Source organism: Pseudomonas sp. Sample_20 (assembly GCF_004307585.1).
GTDB lineage: Bacteria > Pseudomonadota > Gammaproteobacteria > Pseudomonadales > Pseudomonadaceae > Aquipseudomonas > Aquipseudomonas atacamensis.
The window spans coordinates 1-17,119 of the sequence record NZ_RCOA01000118.1 but is presented as its reverse complement, the minus strand read 5'-3'; the positions used below and the strand labels follow the sequence as shown (position 1 = coordinate 17,119).

The window sequence follows — 17,119 nt, the reverse complement described above, 5'->3', positions numbered from 1 at the left end:
AGACGCCAGCGGAAACGCGGCCTTCGATCATGCCCGGGCCTTCGGTGCCGGCGTTGAAGTTGATGAAACCTTCGTGCATGACGGTGGTGCCTTCGCCGACATAGGCGCCCAGACGCAGACGTGCAGCATCAGCGATACGCACGCCGGCCGGTACCACGTAGTCGGTCATTTTCGGGAACTTGTCCACCGAGAACACTTCCAGCAGCTCGCCGCGCAGGCGCGCTTCGAGTTGCATTTCCGCCAGTTCGCTCAGGTCGATCGCGCCCTGGCTGGTCCACGCCACGTTCGGCAGCAGCGGGAAGATACCGGCCAGGCTCACGCCGTGCGGCTTGACCAGACGGTGCGAGAGCAGATGCAGCTTGAGGTAGGCCTCAGGCGTGGAGGTCAGTTGCGCGTCTTCGGCCAGCAGCGTGGCGACCAGCGGCTTGTGGCTTTCGGCCAGGCGGGTCAGCAGCTTGCCTTGCACGGCGTCGATGCCTTTCACGGCTTCAGCCAGTTGCGCGGCCTGGGCGGTGGTGAAGGTGATGGCCTGGTTGCCTTCGCTGTAACCGAGGATCGGCGCAACAGCCGCGACCAGTTCGGCCGAAGGGTTGAGCAGTGGCTGTGCGTAGAACACTTCCAGCCATGCGCCTTGACGGTTCTGGGTGCCGACACCAAAGGCGATGCTGAACAGGGAATTGGACATGTGAATACCTCTACAAAGAGTGACGGGCTGCTTACTTCAGAGCGGCCGCGTAGATGTCTGGCTTGAAGCCAATCAGGGTTCGGTCACCGAGATCGAGCACCGGGCGCTTGATCATCGAGGGTTGTGCGAGCATCAGTTCGATGGCTTTCGCCTGGTCGAGATCGGCTTTGCGTTCGTCGTCGAGTTTGCGAAAGGTCGTGCCGGCGCGGTTCAGCACGGTTTGCCAGCCGTGCTCGTCGCACCATTGGCTCAGGTGCTCACGGTCAATGCCGGCGGTCTTGTAATCGTGAAAGTCATAACTGACAGCGTGTTCATCGAGCCAGGTGCGCGCCTTTTTCATGGTGTCGCAGGCTTTGATGCCGAAAAGGTGCAACGTTTTACTTGAAACGGCCAAGGAATCGCCCCCTTTACAGGTGCTGGAAAAAAATGGTGACGGATTATGCCATGACCGGACGGTTTCGTCGGCCACGGTTGTCGTAACGCTGTAAAACCTGTGGGAGCGAGCTTGCTCGCGAAGGGGGCCTTTCAGTCAATTTCTGTGCTGAATGACACACCGCATTCGCGAGCAAGCTCGCTCCCACATTTAGTCCGGCGTCTGGCCGTGCGACATAGGTGCAACGGTCAGCCACAGCCTAAGGCGCTAATATGGCAGTTCAACGCTGTCGATCGCCTGAGATTCTGGTTTTATGCAAACTGCTTACACCGTCCTCATCCTGCTGATGCTGGTCAGCGTCTCGCGACTGGTCGGGCGGGTCATCCCGCTGCCGTTGCCGCTGGTGCAAATTGCTGCCGGTGCCTTGCTCGCCTGGCCGACGCTTGGCCTGCACGTCGCCCTCGATCCCGAACTGTTCCTGTTTCTGTTCCTGCCGCCGCTGCTGTTTTCCGATGGCTGGCGCATGCCCAAACGCGCCTTCTGGCAATTGCGTGGACCGATCCTGACCCTGGCCGTCGGTCTTGTTCTGTTTACCGTGGTCGGCGCCGGTTATTTCATTCATTGGCTATTGCCAACGATTCCGTTGCCGGTGGCCTTTGCCCTGGCAGCGGTTTTGTCGCCAACGGATGCCGTGGCGGTTTCAGCGATTTCGCAGAACCGACTCCCGACGCCGCTGATGCACATCCTTCAGGGCGAGGCGCTGATGAATGACGCCTCAGGCCTGGTGACCTTCAAGTTCGCCCTCGCTGCAGCGGTCACGGGGGTGTTTTCGCTGACCAATGCCAGTCTGACCTTCGTCGCGGTGGCGCTCGGTGGCCTGGCTGTGGGTGTGGCGTTGAGCTGGCTGGTCGGACGCCTGCGCGCGTGGATGATCGCCCGGGGCTGGGACGATCCGGCCACTCACGTGGTGTTCATGTTGCTGCTGCCGTTCGCCGCTTATGTACTGGCCGAACGTCTGGGCGCTTCAGGGATTCTCTCGGCGGTGGCAGCGGGGATGATGCAGAGCTGGCTCGATCTGCTGCCACGCCAGACCAGCACGCGATTGCTTAATCGCAGCGTTTGGGCGCTGCTCGAATTTGCGTTCAATGGCTTGATCTTCCTGCTGCTTGGCCTGCAATTGCCAGACATCATCAAGGCGGTGGTCAGCCATGAGCCGACGCTGTGGCCGACGCTGTTCTATCGCTGCCTCGATGTGTTGGCGATCTTCGTCGCGCTGGTGCTGCTGCGGTTCATCTGGGTGCAGAGCATCTGGCGCTTGTCGGTGTTGCTGCGCCGACTGCGCGGCAAGGGCGAGCTGACGCAAGTGCCGACGGCGCGTTCATGCTGGTTGCTGACGGTGGGCGGTGTGCGCGGAGCGGTGACGCTGGCGGGTGTGATGTCGGTACCGATGCTGATCGGCGCCGAGGCTTTTCCTGAACGCGACTTGCTGATCTTCATTGCTGCCGGGGTGATTCTGCTGTCGCTGGTCTCGGCCTGTATCGCGCTGCCCTTGCTGCTGCGCGGCATCGACAAAAGTCCCGACGACAAGCGTCGTCAGGAAGTGCGCGACGCCTGGCGCAAGACAGCCGAAGCGGCGATTCACTCGCTGGAAAGCGAAGAAGTGGTCCCGCAGGATGCCGCTCAAGCGGCGCTGGCAGCGGAGCTCAAGGCGCGGATCATGTCCGAATATCGCCATCAACTTGATGTATTCAACGATTCCGCCGAAGCCCAGGCACTGGCATTCCAGATGGATCTGCTCGAGCGGCGTTTGCGTTTGAAAGCGCTGCGCGCGCAACGTCTGGAACTCTACAGCCTCAGTCGTCAGCACCAGATCGGTGATGACGTGTTGCGAGAAGTGCTCGGGGAACTGGATTTGAGCGAGGCCAATCTGGGGCAGGTCAAATAACCGCTTGAGCGCTTGCAGCAGGGGACTGCCGCAAGCGCTCCGTGATCACTTCTGGCGGGTGATGAAGTCACGAATCCGTTCGGCGGCTTCGACGCATTCCGCCAGCGGCGCAACCAGCGCCATGCGCACACGCCCGGCGCCAGGATTGACGCCATCGACATCGCGAGACAGATACGAGCCCGGCACCACGGTCACGTGTTCCTGCTCGAACAGATCGCGGCAGAACGCCGCATCATCGCCCTGCACATTCGGCCACAGATAGAAGCTGCCATCCGGGCGCTGTACGTCCATGACCGGGCTGAGAATGTTCAGCACCGCATCGAACTTCTCGCGATACAGCGCACGGTTGGCGCGCACATGCACTTCGTCATTCCACGCGGCAACGCTGGCCAGTTGAGTCTGTACCGGCATCGCGCAGCCATGGTAAGTGCGATAGAGCAGGAAGCCCTTGAGGATGTCGGCATCGCCGGCAACAAAGCCTGAGCGCAAGCCCGGAAGGTTGGAGCGCTTGGACAGGCTGTGAAAGACCACGCAGCGCTTGAAGTCATTGCGGCCCAGTTCGACGCAGGCGCTGAGCAGGCCTGGCGGCGGGGTTTGTTCGTCGAAGTACAGTTCGCTGTAGCACTCGTCGGCGGCAATGACGAAGTCGTACTGATCAGCCAAGGCGATCAGCTTCTTCAGGGTCTCAACCGGAATCAGCGCGCCGGTCGGGTTGCCCGGCGAGCACAGGAACAGAATCTGGCAACGCTGCCAGATATCCGGTGCTACCGCGTCGAAGTCCGGGTTGAAGCCGTTTTCATCCAGGCATGGCAGGTAATGCGGCTTGGCCCCGGCGAGGAACGCCGCGCCTTCGTAGATCTGATAGAACGGGTTCGGGCTGACCACCAGCGCATCGTCGCCACGGTTGACCACGGTCTGGGTGAAGGCGAACAGCGCTTCACGGGTGCCGTTGACCGGTAGCACATTGCGCGCCGGATCGATCCAGCCGTTCGGCACGCCAAAACGACGCTCGCACCAACCGGCGATGGCTTCGCGCAGGGCCGGAATGCCGAGGGTGGTCGGGTACACCGCCATCTGATCCAGATTGTTCGCCAGCGTTTCGGCGACAAAACTCGGCGAACGGTGTTTCGGCTCGCCGATCGACAGGGCGATCGGGCGTTTGTCCGGGTTCGGCGTAACGCTGCCGAGCAGGGCGCGGAGCTTTTCGAACGGGTACGGCTGGAGCTGGTTCAGAGCGTTGTTCATGGGGGCCTCTTTTAAATGCTCAAGAGCTTTCTGTGGCGAGGGGATTTATCCCCGTTGGGCTGCGCAGCGGCCCCAAAACCATTCACTGCGGTTCAACTGAATGTCCGCATACACAGGTTTTACGACTGCTTCGCAGCCGAACGGGGATAAAGCCCCTCGCCACAGGGGATTGTATGTACCGGAGGAAAGCATGGGCTGCATTCACACGGATAAACGGGTGATTCAGATACTGATCCGCGAAAGTTTGATATCCGGTTCCTGATTGACGCTCAGTTGTTCGACGATCGCATCCTGCAGACGGCTGCACAGCAGCGGATCAGACAGCGGCTGGTTGAGCGCGTCGGTGATGAAGAACACGTCTTCCACGCGCTCGCCCAGGGTCGCAATCTTGGCGTTCTGCAGCGACAGATCGAACTCGAGGAAAATCCCCCCGACCCGCGCCAGCAGGCCCGGCCGGTCGGGCGCGGTCAGCTCCAGCACGGTCACTGGACGCTGGGCGTCGTTGTGGATCGTTACTTGCGGGGCGAAGGCGAAGTGTTTGAGTTGGCGCGGCACCCGGCGCTGAATGATCGTCGGGTAGTCGTCCGGGTTGCGCAGGGCTTCGGTCAGACCTTCGCGGATCTGCTTGATCCGCGCCGGGTTGTCGCCGATCGATTCGCCTTCGTTGTCGAGCACGATGTAGGTGTCGAGAGTGAACTGGCTGCTCGAGGTGATGACCCGGGCGTCGTGAATGTTCAGGTTGAGCTGGTCCATCGCCGCCACGGTCACGGCGAAGAAATCGTGCTGGTCCGGTGCATAAATGAAGATCTGCGTGCCGCCCTCGAACTCGCGCTGGGTGGTTTCCTTGATCAGCACCAGCGGCCCGCCATCCACCGGTTGCTGCAGGATCGCATCGCTGTGCCAGGCTACATCGCCGGCGGTGTGACGCAGGAAATAGTCATCGCCCAATTGCGCCCACAGTTGCTCGACGTCATCCGGGTCGGTGCCGCCGCGCACCAGAATGTCCAGCGCCGCGCTTTGTGTCTGGCGAATCTGTTCTTCGCGATCCACCGGGTTTTCCAGGCCCCGGCGCAGGGCGCGCTTGGTTTCGGTATAGAGCTGGCGCAGCAGACTGGCGCGCCATGAATTCCACAGCGTCGGGTTGGTAGCGTTGATGTCGGCCACGGTCAGCACGTAGAGGTAGTCGAGGCGCGTTTCGTCGCCGACCGCCTGGGCGAAATCGTGGATCACCTGCGGGTCGGACAGATCCTTGCGCTGCGCAGTGGTGGACATCACCAAATGGTTCTGCACCAGCCAGACGATCAGGCGGCTGTCCCACACCGGCAACTGGTGACGCTGGCAGAACGCCTCGGCATCGACCGCGCCGATCTCCGAGTGATCGCCATGCCGGCCCTTGCCGATGTCGTGGTACAGGCCGGCCATGTAGATCAGCTCAGGCTTGGGCAGCTTGGCCATGAGCTTGGCCGCCAGCGGAAATTTCTCCGAAACCTGGGTGTACTGCAGTTTGCGCAGGTGTTTGATCAGATTCAGCGTGTGCGCATCGACCGTATAGATGTGGAACAGGTCGTGCTGCATCTGCCCGACGATAAAACCGAACTCCGGCAGATAACGGCCGAGAATGCCGTAACGGTTCATCCGCCGCAGATTGCGGTGGATGCCGATCTTGCACTTGAACAGCTCGATGAACAGGCTGGTGTTGCGGATATCGTTACGGAAGTTGTCATCGATCAGATGACGATGTTCGCGCAGCAGACGAATGGTGTCGGCACGCACGCCTTTGATTTCCGGCTGCTGGGCCATCAGCACGAAAATCTCCAGCATGGCGAACGGGGTGCGGCGGAACACATTGTCATTGCGCGCCTCGATGTAGCCGTCATGCAGCTGGAAGCGTGAATTGATCGGTTGCGGCGGCGCCTCGTCTTCCGGAGCGAGGATGACTTCCTCGAAGTGCTGGATGATCAGATCGCTCAGTTGGGCGATGCTCATCACGGTGCGGAAGTACTGCTGCATGAAGTTTTCGACCGCCTGTTTGGCGTCGTCTCCTTCAAAGCCGAGCAGGCCGGCAATGGTGCGCTGATGATCGAACAGCAAGCGGTCTTCGGAACGGCCGGCGAGCATGTGCAGCGCGTAGCGCACTTTCCAGAGGAATTCCTGGGAGGAGGCGAGCAGGGCGTTTTCGCTTTCGACCAGAAAGCCTTCGCCAGCGAGGGCGCGCAGGTTCAGGGTGCCGTACTGACGGCGGGCGACCCAGAGGATCGTCTGAATATCGCGCAGGCCACCGGGCGAGCCTTTAACGTTCGGTTCGAGGTTGTACTCGGTGTCGTTGTATTTGTGGTGACGTGCTTTCTGTTCCGCACGCTTGGCCAGGAAGAACTCCTTGGCCGGCCACATGTGCGCGGTGCTGGTCACTTCGATCATGCGCTGACGCAGACGCTCGGGGCCGCAGATGGTGCGGCTTTCCATCAGGTTGGTGACCACAGTCAGGTCGGCGCGGGCCTCTTCTGCGCATTCGTCGACCGAGCGCACGCTCTGGCCGACCTCTAGACCGATGTCCCACAGCAGCGTCAGAAAACGCTCGATGGAATCGCGGAAAACTTCGTGGTCGGCACTGTCGAGCAGGATCAGCAGATCAATGTCGGAATACGGGTGCAACTCGCCGCGACCGTAGCCGCCCACTGCCACCAGAGCGATGTCGGCGTCTTCGCTCCAGTTGAACTGCTCCCAGGCCTTTTGCAGGATGTTGTCGACAAACCAGGCGCGGTCTTCGATCAGGCGGCGGATGTCGCGGCCCTTGCGAAAACGCGTGTCGAGAACCTCGCGGGCCTGGCGGATCGCCTTCTTGAACGCCGCGATGGGACTCGCTTTGAGGGCCAGTTCAGCCTGGAACTGGCCGCGGTCGAAGAGTTCGGGATCCACCTGCGGCATCGATTGGCTTTCCTTCTATAGGCTGGGAGCGTTCTGGGTGTCAGACCGAGATACGCGGGATGGTGTCATCGCTGCGCAAAGTGAAAATCTCGTAGCCGGTGTCGGTGACCAGCAGGGTGTGTTCCCACTGGGCCGAGAGCTTGCGGTCTTTGGTGATCGCGGTCCAGCCGTCGCCGAGAACCTTGGTGTCGGCCTTGCCCTGGTTGATCATCGGCTCGATGGTGAAGGTCATGCCTGCCTTCAGTTCCATGCCAGTGCCGGCGCGACCGTAGTGCAGGATCTGCGGCTCTTCGTGGAAGACCTTGCCGATGCCGTGGCCGCAGAACTCGCGCACCACCGAGAAACCGTTCTTTTCCGCGTGCTTCTGGATCACTTCACCGATGTCGCCGAGGCGGCAGCCAGGTTTGACGATCTCGATGGCCTTGTACATGCATTCCTGGGTGACCTGCGACAGGCGCTCGGCCCAGACCGGTACCTCGCCGACGTGGAACATGCGGCTGGTATCGCCGTGGTAGCCGTCTTTGATCACCGTGACGTCGATGTTCAGGGTGTCGCCGTTTTTCAGCGGTTTGTCGTTCGGAATGCCGTGGCAGACCACATGGTTGATCGAAGTGCAAATCGACTTCGGGTAGCCCTTGTAGTTGAGCGGGGCAGGGATGGCCTGCTGCACGTTGACGATGTAGTCATGGCAGATCTGGTTGAGCTGATCAGTGGTCACGCCCGGTTTGACATGTTCGGCAATCATTTCCAGCACATCGGCGGCCAGTTTGCCGGCGACACGCATGCCAGCGATGTCCTCGGGGGTTTTGAGGTTGACGGTCATACAGGCTCTCTCTGCGCTCGGCGGCGCTTACGGATACGAATTGGGTGGCAAGCGTACATTTTGCGACCCTGAAAAACGCGATTCTAACAGACGAGAGGCGCAAATCCGCGCCTGCATGTCTGGCTTGTGTCTATACAATGGTGCCCATCGAGCCGATTCCAAGGGGGCTGCGCCCATGTCACTGGTGCGAATACAGATTCCGGGTTCCGTTTCTGCGCACCCTGTGGTATAAAATGCGCCGCTTTCCGGGGATGCCCCGAAAAGCTTAAATCCACACACGTGTCGACACGATGACCTGGGTGCCTTGGGCTTTATGCCTCTGGTTGGTCATTGGGATACGTGGAGGCCAAACCCGACTTATCAAGGAACTATCATGTCCCAAGTCAACATGCGCGATATGCTGAAGGCCGGTGTGCACTTCGGTCACCAAACCCGTTACTGGAATCCGAAAATGGGCAAGTACATTTTCGGCGCGCGTAACAAGATTCACATCATCAACCTTGAAAAAACCCTGCCAATGTTCAACGAAGCTCTGACTTTCGTAGAGCGTCTGGCCCAGGGCAAAAACAAGATTCTGTTCGTCGGCACCAAGCGTTCCGCTGGCAAGATCGTTGCTGAAGAAGCAGCACGTTGCGGTTCGCCGTACGTCGATCACCGCTGGTTGGGCGGCATGCTGACCAACTTCAAGACCATTCGTGCTTCCATCAAGCGTCTGCGTGACCTTGAAGTTCAAGCCGAAGACGGTACTTTCGCCAAGCTGACCAAGAAAGAAGCGCTGATGCGCTCCCGTGATCTTGAGAAGCTGGATCGTTCGCTGGGCGGCATCAAGGACATGGGCGGTCTGCCAGACGCACTGTTCGTGATCGACGTTGACCACGAGCGCATCGCGATCACCGAAGCCAACAAGCTGGGCATCCCGGTCATCGGCGTTGTCGATACCAACAGCAGCCCGGAAGGCGTTGACTACATCATCCCAGGCAACGATGACGCCATCCGCGCTATCCAGCTGTACATGGGTTCGATGGCTGACGCAGTTATCCGTGGTCGCAACAATGTTGCTGGCGGTACTGTTGAATTCGCAGCTGAAGAAACTCAGGCTGCAGCTGAGTAATCGACGCCCCTGGCGTTGACTCAGTAAGCAAAAAGGGGGCTTGGCCCCCTTTTTGCCACCTCGAAAACCATTTGTCGGCGCCCACGTCTGTATTTGTCATGTGCGGCAGCCAACATGGGTGGTTCGGGAAGAATTGAACGCCCGTTCGATCGGGTGGAATGGTTGAAAACCTATCCAAGAGGAATTTGAAAATGGCAGCAATTACTGCAGCGTTGGTCAAAGAACTACGCGAGCGTACCGGCGAAGGCATGATGGATTGCAAGAAAGCCCTGGAAAAGGCTGACGGCGACATCGAAAAAGCCATTGATGACATGCGTGCTTCGGGCGCCATCAAGGCTGCGAAAAAAGCTGGCAACGTTGCCGCTGAAGGCGCAATCGCCATCAAATCGAATGACAAGGCAGCCGTGCTGCTGGAAGTCAACTCGCAGACCGACTTCCTGGCCCTGCAAGACGACTTCAAGAACTTCGTTGCTGCCAGCGTAGAAAAAGCTTTCGACGAAAAACTGACCGACGCAGCTCCGCTGATCGCCGCTCAGGAATCGGCTCGTGAAGCGCTGGTTGCCAAAGTCGGCGAGAACGTCAACATCCGTCGTCTGGTACGCGTAGAAGGTGACGTTGTCGGCACCTACCTGCACGGTAACAAGATCGGTGTTGCTGTTGTCCTGAAAGGCGGTGACGTCGAGCTGGCCAAAGACATCGCTATGCACGTTGCTGCAAGCAACCCTGAGTTCCTGCTGCCTTCGCAAGTCTCCGACGAAGCGATCGAGCGTGAGAAAGCTGTGTTCCTGCAGCTGAACGAAGAAAAGATCAAAGGCAAGCCAGAAAACATTGTTGAGAACATGGTCAAGGGCCGTATCAGCAAGTTCCTGGCAGAAGCGAGCCTGGTCGAGCAGGCGTTCGTCAAGAACCCTGAAGTCAAGGTTGGCGAACTGGCCAAGAAAGCCGGTGCTGAAATCGTTTCCTTCACCTACTTCAAAGTAGGCGAAGGCATCGAGAAGCCGGTCGACAACTTCGCTGAAGAAGTTGCTGCCCAGCTGGCTGCCGCCAAGCAATAAGACGGTTTTCAACTGTCGCCCGAAAGAGGCTGCCCGCTAACGCGCGCAGCCTCTTTTCAGATGGGGTACCAATTTTTTATTGGTTTCCACCCGGAACTGACTTACAAAGCCATGTTCCGATGGCGCTGCAGCAGCGCCAAGCTAGAGTGAACGCCAGCTGTAAACAGCTCGCAAAGAATTTTAAATACGCCGCAGGAGAGATTCGCAATGGCTCAGCAGGGCAGTGGTTATCAGGCTCGCTATAAACGCATTCTACTCAAGCTTAGCGGCGAGGCCCTGATGGGCTCGGAAGAGTTCGGGATCGATCCGAAGGTGCTGGATCGCATGGCGCTGGAAGTCGGCCAGCTGGTCGGCATCGGCGTGCAGGTCGGTCTGGTGATCGGCGGTGGCAACCTGTTCCGTGGCGAAGCCCTGAGCAAAGCCGGTATGGATCGGGTCACGGGCGACCACATGGGCATGCTGGCCACTGTGATGAACGCCCTGGCCATGCGCGATGCGCTGGAACGTGCCAATATCTCGGCCATCGTCATGTCGGCCATTTCCATGGTCGGTGTGACCGATCACTACGATCGCCGCAAAGCCATGCGTCACCTGAACTCCAAGGACGTCGTGATCTTCGCGGCCGGTACCGGCAATCCGTTCTTCACCACGGATTCGGCAGCCTGCCTGCGTGCAATCGAAATCGACGCCGACGTTGTGCTCAAGGCCACCAAGGTTGATGGCGTGTACACCGCAGACCCGTTCAAAGACCCGCATGCCGAGAAGTTCGATCATCTGACTTATGATGAAGTACTGGATCGCAAGCTGGGTGTAATGGATCTGACTGCTATCTGCCTGTGCCGCGATCACAAGATGCCGCTGCGCGTATTCAACATGAACAAGCCCGGCGCCCTGCTGAACATCGTGCACGGCGGCGCTGAAGGAACCCTGATCGAGGAAGTTCAACAATGATCAACGAAATCAAGAAAGACGCCCAAGAGCGTATGCAGAAGTCGGTTGAGTCCCTGGCTCACAACTTCGGCCGTATCCGCACCGGCCAGGCGCACCCAAGCATCCTGGAAGGCGTGATGGTGCCGTATTACGGCGCTGACACCCCGATCAAGCAAGTCGCCAACATCACTGTCAAAGACGCCCGTACCCTGCAGGTTGTCGCGTTTGAGCGCAACATGCTCGGTGCTGTCGACAAAGCGATCGGCAGTGCAGGTCTGAACTTGAACCCGACCAACCTGGGTGAGCTGTTGCTGATCAGCATGCCGGCGCTGACCGAAGAAACCCGTCGCGGCTTCACCAAACAGGCGCGTGATGTGGCTGAAGATGCTCGTGTTGCCGTGCGCAACATTCGTCGCGATGCCAACAGCTCGCTGAAGGATCTGGTTAAAGAGAAAGAAATCAGCGAAGACGAAGAGCGTCGCGCTGCTGGCGAAATCGACGATCTGACCAAGAAGTACGTGGCTCAAATCGACGCGAACCTGGCGCAAAAAGAAAAAGACCTGATGGCCGTATAAGGGTCGAGCTTTAAATGGACAAGACCAAGCAGACTGCGCCGTCCGCGGTGCCGCGCCATGTCGCGATCATCATGGATGGCAATAATCGCTGGGCGAAAAAACGCTTTATGCCGGGTGTCGCCGGGCATAAAGCGGGCGTGGATGCTGTGCGGGCGGTGATCGAGGTGTGCGCTGAGGCCAAGGTCGAAGTCCTGACCCTGTTCGCCTTCTCCAGTGAAAACTGGCAGCGCCCGGCCGATGAAGTCAGCGCTTTGATGGATCTATTCTTCAAGGCGCTGCGTCGTGAGGCCAAGCGTCTCAACGACAACAACATCAGCCTGCGCATCATTGGCGATCGTTCGCGCTTCCACCCTGAGCTTCAGGCGGCGATGCGCGAGGCCGAGGCCATGACGGTCGGTGCCAACCGCTTTGTCCTGCAGATCGCCGCCAATTATGGCGGTCAGTGGGATATCGCTCAGGCCGCGCAGCGTCTGGCGCGTGAAGTCCAGGCCGGGCACTTGCGCCCGGAGGACATCACTCCGGATCTGCTGCAGACCTGCCTGGCTACCGGCGATCTGCCGTTGCCTGACCTGTGCATCCGCACCGGTGGCGAGCATCGCATCAGCAACTTCCTGCTGTGGCAGCTGGCCTACGCCGAGCTGTACTTCTCCGACCTGTTCTGGCCGGACTTCAAACACGACGCCATGCGCACCGCGCTGGCCGATTTCGCTTCACGCCAGCGTCGCTTCGGTAAAACGAGCGAGCAGGTCGAAGCTGGAGCCCGGGTTTAATGCTTAAACAACGAATCATCACTGCACTGATCCTGCTGCCGATTGCCTTGTGCGGGTTTTTCCTGCTCAAAGGTGCCGGCTTCGCGCTGTTCATTGGCCTGGTGGTGAGCCTCGGTGCCTGGGAATGGGCGCGTCTGGCCGGCTTCACCGCACAATCGTTCCGCGTCGGCTTTGCCGCTGTGGTCGCCCTGATGCTGTTCGTCATGTATGTGCTGCCGGGCCTTGCGCCTTGGGTGCTCGGTGCATCGGTAATCTGGTGGGCGATTGCGACTTATCTGGTGCTGACGTATCCACGCTCCAGCGCGCATTGGTCTACTGCGGCGACCAAACTGCTGATCGGTCTGCTGATCCTGCTGCCTGCGTGGCAGGGTCTGGTGCAGATCAAGCAGTACCCGCTAGGTAACTGGTTGATCATGGCGGTGATGGTGCTGGTCTGGGGCGCGGACATCGGGGCTTATTTTTCCGGGCGCAAGTTCGGCAAGCGCAAGCTGGCGCCGCAGGTCAGCCCGGGCAAGAGCTGGGAAGGCGTTTACGGTGGTCTGGCGCTGAGTCTGGTGATTACCGCGATTGTCGGGCTGGTGCGCGACTGGACCGTGGCCGAACTGCTCAAAGGCCTGGTCGGCGCGGCAGTGATCGTCTTCATTTCCGTGGTCGGTGACCTTACCGAAAGCATGTTCAAGCGCCAGTCCGGCATCAAGGACAGCAGTAATCTGCTGCCCGGTCATGGTGGCGTGCTGGATCGCATCGACAGCCTGACCGCAGCCATTCCGGTGTTCGCCGTATTGCTCTGGATGGCCGCACCGTGAGTCGTCCCCAGCAGATTACCGTGTTGGGTGCGACCGGTTCGATCGGTCTGAACACCCTGGATGTGATTGCCCGTCATCCTGAGCGTTATCAGGTTTTTGCATTGAGTGGTTTCACCCGTCTTAGCGAATTGCTCGCGCTGTGCGTCCGTCATGTACCGCAATTTGCCGTGGTGCCTGAAGGTGCTGCGGCGCGTGGGTTGCAGGATGACTTGCGTGCAGCTGGTTTGCCGACTCGTGTGCTGGTAGGGGAGGAGGGGCTGTGTCAGGTTGCCTCCGCGCCCGAAGTCGATGCAGTAATGGCGGCCATCGTCGGTGCGGCGGGTTTGCGTCCGACACTGGCGGCGGTCGAGGCGGGCAAGAAGATTCTGCTGGCCAACAAGGAAGCGCTGGTGATGTCCGGCGCTCTGTTCATGCAGGCTGTGCGCAAAAGCGGCTCGGTGCTGCTGCCGATCGACAGTGAGCACAACGCGATTTTTCAGTGCATGCCCGCGGATTTCGCCCGCGGCTTGAGCTCGGTGGGGGTGCGGCGGATCTTGCTGACGGCCTCTGGCGGGCCTTTCCGGCAGACGCCGATGGCCGAGCTGGCAGATGTTTCGCCTGAACAGGCGTGCGCGCATCCGAACTGGTCCATGGGGCGCAAGATATCCGTGGATTCGGCAAGCATGATGAACAAGGGTCTGGAACTGATCGAAGCCTGCTGGTTGTTCGATGCCAAACCGTCTCAGGTCGAAGTGGTGATTCATCCGCAAAGCGTGATCCACTCTCTGGTCGATTACGTCGATGGCTCGGTCCTGGCGCAGTTGGGTAATCCGGACATGCGCACACCGATCGCCAACGCCCTGGCCTGGCCGGAGCGTATCGATTCCGGCGTACCGCCACTGGATCTGTTCGCCATTGCGCGACTGGATTTTGAGGCGCCCGATGAAAGCCGCTTCCCCTGCCTGCGTTTGGCCCGTCAGGCGGCCGAAGCTGGCGACAGCGCGCCGGCGATGCTCAACGCGGCCAATGAAGTGGCCGTGGCAGCGTTTCTCGACGGACGGGTTCGCTACCTGGAAATCGCGAGTATCATCGAGGAAGTCTTGAATCTGGAGCCGGTAGTGGCGCTGCACGACCTCGACGCCGTATTTACGGCGGACGCGAAAGCGCGATTGCTGGCTGAGCAGTGGTTGAGTCGGCACGGCCGATAGTTTTTGCAACACAACGGCGACACGCGACACTGAACAGGATTGCGGAGAAAGTAGATGAGCGCGCTCTATATGATTGCCGGCACCCTGATCGCCCTGGGTGTGCTGGTCACCTTCCACGAATTCGGCCACTTCTGGGTCGCGCGTCGCTGTGGCGTCAAGGTTCTGCGGTTTTCCGTGGGCTTTGGCATGCCGTTGCTGCGCTGGCATGACAAGCAAGGCACTGAGTTCGTGGTCGCCGCGATTCCGCTGGGCGGCTACGTCAAGATGCTCGACGAGCGCGAAGGCGAAGTGCCGGTCGATCAGCTCGATCAGTCGTTCAATCGCAAATCGGTACGTCAGCGCATTGCTATTGTTGCCGCCGGCCCGATTGCCAATTTCCTGCTGGCGTTGGTGTTCTTCTGGGTGCTGGCGATGCTCGGCAGCGAGCAGGTGCGTCCGGTCATCGGCGCAGTCGAGTCTGGCAGCATTGCCGCCAAGGCAGGTCTGAACGCTGGCCAGGAGATTGTATCGATCGATGGCGAGCCGACCTCGGGTTGGGCGGCAGTCAATCTGCAACTGGTGCGTCGTCTCGGTGAGAGCGGTGCGATTCAGTTGCTGGTGCGCGAGCAGGGTTCGACGGCAGAATCGCCGCGCACGCTGGCACTGGATAACTGGCTAAAAGGCGCCGACGAACCGGATCCGATCCGCTCTTTGGGCATTCGTCCATGGCGTCCGGCGTTGCCGCCGGTGCTTGCCGAACTGGATCCGAAAGGCCCGGCTCAGGCAGCGGGGCTGAAAACCGGCGATCGATTGCTGGCGCTTGATGGCCAGCCGCTCGATGATTGGCAGCAAGTGGTCGATACCGTTCGTACGCGTCCTGATACCAAAATCATGCTGCGCATCGAGCGCGACAATGCTCAAATCGACGTCCCTGTGACCCTGGCGGCACGCGGTGAAAGCAAAGCGCCAAGCGGTTATCTGGGCGCTGGCGTCAAAGCCATCGACTGGCCACCGGAAATGATCCGCGAAGTCAGCTATGGCCCGCTGGCCGCGATTGGCGAGGGTGCCCGTCGCACTTGGACCATGAGCATTCTGACGCTGGATTCACTGAAGAAAATGCTGTTCGGCGAGCTCTCGGTAAAAAACTTGAGTGGACCGATAACCATTGCTAAAGTGGCGGGCGCTTCTGCCCAGTCGGGCGTCGCTGATTTCCTGAATTTCCTTGCTTATCTGAGTATTAGCCTGGGGGTTCTGAATTTGCTGCCCATTCCTGTACTGGATGGGGGGCATTTGTTGTTTTATCTGATCGAGTGGGTGCGTGGTCGCCCCTTGTCGGATCGGGTGCAAGGTTGGGGGATACAGATCGGTATCAGTTTGGTGGTCGGGGTGATGTTGCTTGCTCTGGTCAACGATCTGGGTCGACTGTAACGCTTCGCTGAATTGCGAATCTGCCGCATTTTGCGGCAGTTTGTTTATTGCCAGTTGGAATAAGAAAGGACTTCATGAAACGTCTGCTGCTAACTGCGGTTCTCACCGTATTGATGATCGCCGAAGTTCACGCCGAGTCCTTCACTATCTCTGATATTCGCGTCAATGGCCTCCAGCGGGTCTCCGCGGGTAGCGTCTTTGGTGCCTTGCCGTTGAACGTCGGCGAGCAGGCGGATGATCGTCGCCTGGTGGAATCCACTCGTGCGTTGTTCAAAACCGGTTTCTTTCAAGATATCCAGCTGGGCCGCGAAGGCAACGTTCTGGTCATCACCGTGGTCGAGCGTCCATCGGTCGCCAGTATCGAGATCGAAGGCAACAAGGCGATCTCTACTGAAGACCTGATGAAGGGCCTCAAGCAATCCGGTCTGGCCGAAGGCGAAATCTTCCAGCGCGCCACCCTCGAGGGTGTGCGTAACGAACTGCAACGTCAGTACGTCGCCCAGGGTCGCTACTCGGCAACCGTTGACACCGAAGTGGTTTCGCAGCCGCGTAACCGCGTGGGTCTGAAGGTGAAGATCAACGAAGGTACCGTTGCCGCCATTCAGCACATCAACGTGGTAGGCAATACGGTTTTCCCTGAGGAAGACCTGACCGACCTGTTCGAACTGAAAACCACCAACTGGCTGTCGTTCTTCAAGAACGATGACAAATATGCCCGCGAAAAACTTTCCGGTGACCTGGAGCGTCTGCGTTCCTACTATCTGGATCGCGGCTATATCAACATGGACATCGCTTCGACCCAGGTCTCGATTACCCCGGACAAGAAGCACGTCTACATTACTGTCAACGTCACCGAAGGCGAGAAGTACACCGTTCGTGACGTCAAGCTCAGCGGTGACCTGAAAGTCCCTGAAGACCAGATCAAGTCGCTGTTGCTCGTGCAGAAGGGCCAGGTGTTCTCGCGCAAGCTGATGACCACCACCTCCGAGCTGATCACCCGTCGTCTGGGTAACGAGGGCTACACCTTCGCCAACGTCAACGGCGTGCCTCAGCCGCACGATGATGACCACACTGTGGACATCCTCTTCGCTGTCGATCCGGGCAAGCGTGCCTACGTCAACCGCATCAATTTCCGTGGCAACACCAAGTCCGAGGACGAAGTGCTGCGTCGTGAAATGCGTCAGATGGAAGGTGGCTGGGCTTCGACCTACCTGATTGACCAGTCCAAGACCCGTCTGGAACGCCTGGGCTTCTTCAAGGAAGTCAACGTTGAAACCCCGGC

At 59.4% G+C, this 17,119-nt stretch carries 15 protein-coding genes and 1 pseudogene; 11 read left to right on the top strand and 5 right to left on the bottom strand.

Translation table 11 applies throughout. The features are described from left to right. Both D8U70_RS23275 and D8U70_RS23270 read right to left on the bottom strand, forming a co-directional pair. On the bottom strand, positions 1-685 hold a 685-nt coding region (locus tag D8U70_RS23275; RefSeq protein WP_130929830.1), incomplete at its 3' end, for a 2,3,4,5-tetrahydropyridine-2,6-dicarboxylate N-succinyltransferase. A 31-nt stretch (positions 686-716) separates the two neighbouring features. Continuing rightward, the gene (locus D8U70_RS23270) at positions 717-1,079 is read right to left on the bottom strand and encodes an ArsC family reductase (protein WP_110600145.1); all 363 of its coding nucleotides are present in this window, start codon (positions 1,077-1,079) and stop codon (positions 717-719) included. A gap of 99 nt (positions 1,080-1,178) precedes the next feature. Here D8U70_RS23270 and D8U70_RS28050 point away from each other — a divergent pair. Both D8U70_RS28050 and D8U70_RS23260 read left to right on the top strand, forming a co-directional pair. Then, positions 1,179-1,265, top strand: a pseudogene (locus tag D8U70_RS28050) (metal ABC transporter ATP-binding protein); the annotation flags it as partial. Positions 1,266-1,371: 106 nt separating this feature from the next. Further along, complete coding sequence (locus tag D8U70_RS23260) at positions 1,372-3,003, top strand: Na+/H+ antiporter (protein WP_016771480.1); 1,632 nt, start codon at positions 1,372-1,374, stop codon at positions 3,001-3,003. 45 nt (positions 3,004-3,048) lie between these two features. On the opposite strand, the gene dapC is transcribed toward D8U70_RS23260, so the two are convergent. The 3 genes from dapC to map all read right to left on the bottom strand — a co-directional run bounded on the left by dapC (position 3,049) and on the right by map (position 7,996). Further along, a complete protein-coding gene (gene dapC, locus D8U70_RS23255) occupies positions 3,049-4,248 on the bottom strand; it encodes a succinyldiaminopimelate transaminase (RefSeq protein ID WP_130929828.1) in 1,200 nt (399 codons plus the stop codon). Positions 4,249-4,470: 222 nt separating this feature from the next. After that, positions 4,471-7,173 (bottom strand): [protein-PII] uridylyltransferase, encoded by a 2,703-nt coding sequence (locus tag D8U70_RS23250; RefSeq protein ID WP_130929827.1) that lies wholly within the window; start codon positions 7,171-7,173, stop codon positions 4,471-4,473. Between the two features lie 40 nt (positions 7,174-7,213). After that, positions 7,214-7,996 (bottom strand): type I methionyl aminopeptidase, encoded by a 783-nt coding sequence (map, locus tag D8U70_RS23245; RefSeq protein WP_130929826.1) that lies wholly within the window; start codon positions 7,994-7,996, stop codon positions 7,214-7,216. A gap of 373 nt (positions 7,997-8,369) precedes the next feature. On the opposite strand from map, the gene rpsB reads away from it, so the two are divergent. From rpsB to bamA, 9 genes are all read left to right on the top strand, one after another. Then, positions 8,370-9,107 carry a 30S ribosomal protein S2 gene (gene rpsB / locus D8U70_RS23240; RefSeq protein WP_003222119.1) on the top strand — a complete coding sequence of 246 codons (738 nt, stop codon included), beginning with the start codon at positions 8,370-8,372 and terminating at the stop codon, positions 9,105-9,107. A gap of 191 nt (positions 9,108-9,298) precedes the next feature. Continuing rightward, on the top strand, positions 9,299-10,162 hold the full coding sequence (gene tsf, locus D8U70_RS23235; protein ID WP_016771476.1) for a translation elongation factor Ts: 864 nt from the start codon (positions 9,299-9,301) through the stop codon (positions 10,160-10,162). A gap of 207 nt (positions 10,163-10,369) precedes the next feature. Further along, positions 10,370-11,113 (top strand): UMP kinase, encoded by a 744-nt coding sequence (gene pyrH, locus D8U70_RS23230; RefSeq protein WP_011332683.1) that lies wholly within the window; start codon positions 10,370-10,372, stop codon positions 11,111-11,113. Next, on the top strand, positions 11,110-11,667 hold the full coding sequence (frr, locus tag D8U70_RS23225; RefSeq protein ID WP_130899905.1) for a ribosome recycling factor: 558 nt from the start codon (positions 11,110-11,112) through the stop codon (positions 11,665-11,667). Before pyrH ends, frr begins: the two co-directional genes overlap by 4 nt. A gap of 14 nt (positions 11,668-11,681) precedes the next feature. Continuing rightward, positions 11,682-12,437 (top strand): polyprenyl diphosphate synthase, encoded by a 756-nt coding sequence (uppS, locus tag D8U70_RS23220; RefSeq protein WP_016771475.1) that lies wholly within the window; start codon positions 11,682-11,684, stop codon positions 12,435-12,437. Further along, complete coding sequence (locus D8U70_RS23215; RefSeq protein WP_073476058.1) at positions 12,437-13,243, top strand: phosphatidate cytidylyltransferase; 807 nt, start codon at positions 12,437-12,439, stop codon at positions 13,241-13,243. Before uppS ends, D8U70_RS23215 begins: the two co-directional genes overlap by 1 nt. Continuing rightward, a complete protein-coding gene (ispC, locus tag D8U70_RS23210; protein WP_130929825.1) occupies positions 13,240-14,430 on the top strand; it encodes a 1-deoxy-D-xylulose-5-phosphate reductoisomerase in 1,191 nt (396 codons plus the stop codon). Before D8U70_RS23215 ends, ispC begins: the two co-directional genes overlap by 4 nt. Before the next feature lie 54 nt (positions 14,431-14,484). Next, positions 14,485-15,837 carry a sigma E protease regulator RseP gene (gene rseP, locus D8U70_RS23205; RefSeq protein WP_110600137.1) on the top strand — a complete coding sequence of 451 codons (1,353 nt, stop codon included), beginning with the start codon at positions 14,485-14,487 and terminating at the stop codon, positions 15,835-15,837. 74 nt (positions 15,838-15,911) lie between these two features. After that, positions 15,912-17,119 (top strand): outer membrane protein assembly factor BamA (gene bamA, locus D8U70_RS23200; RefSeq protein ID WP_130929824.1); only part of this gene is annotated, 1,208 nt, incomplete at its 3' end.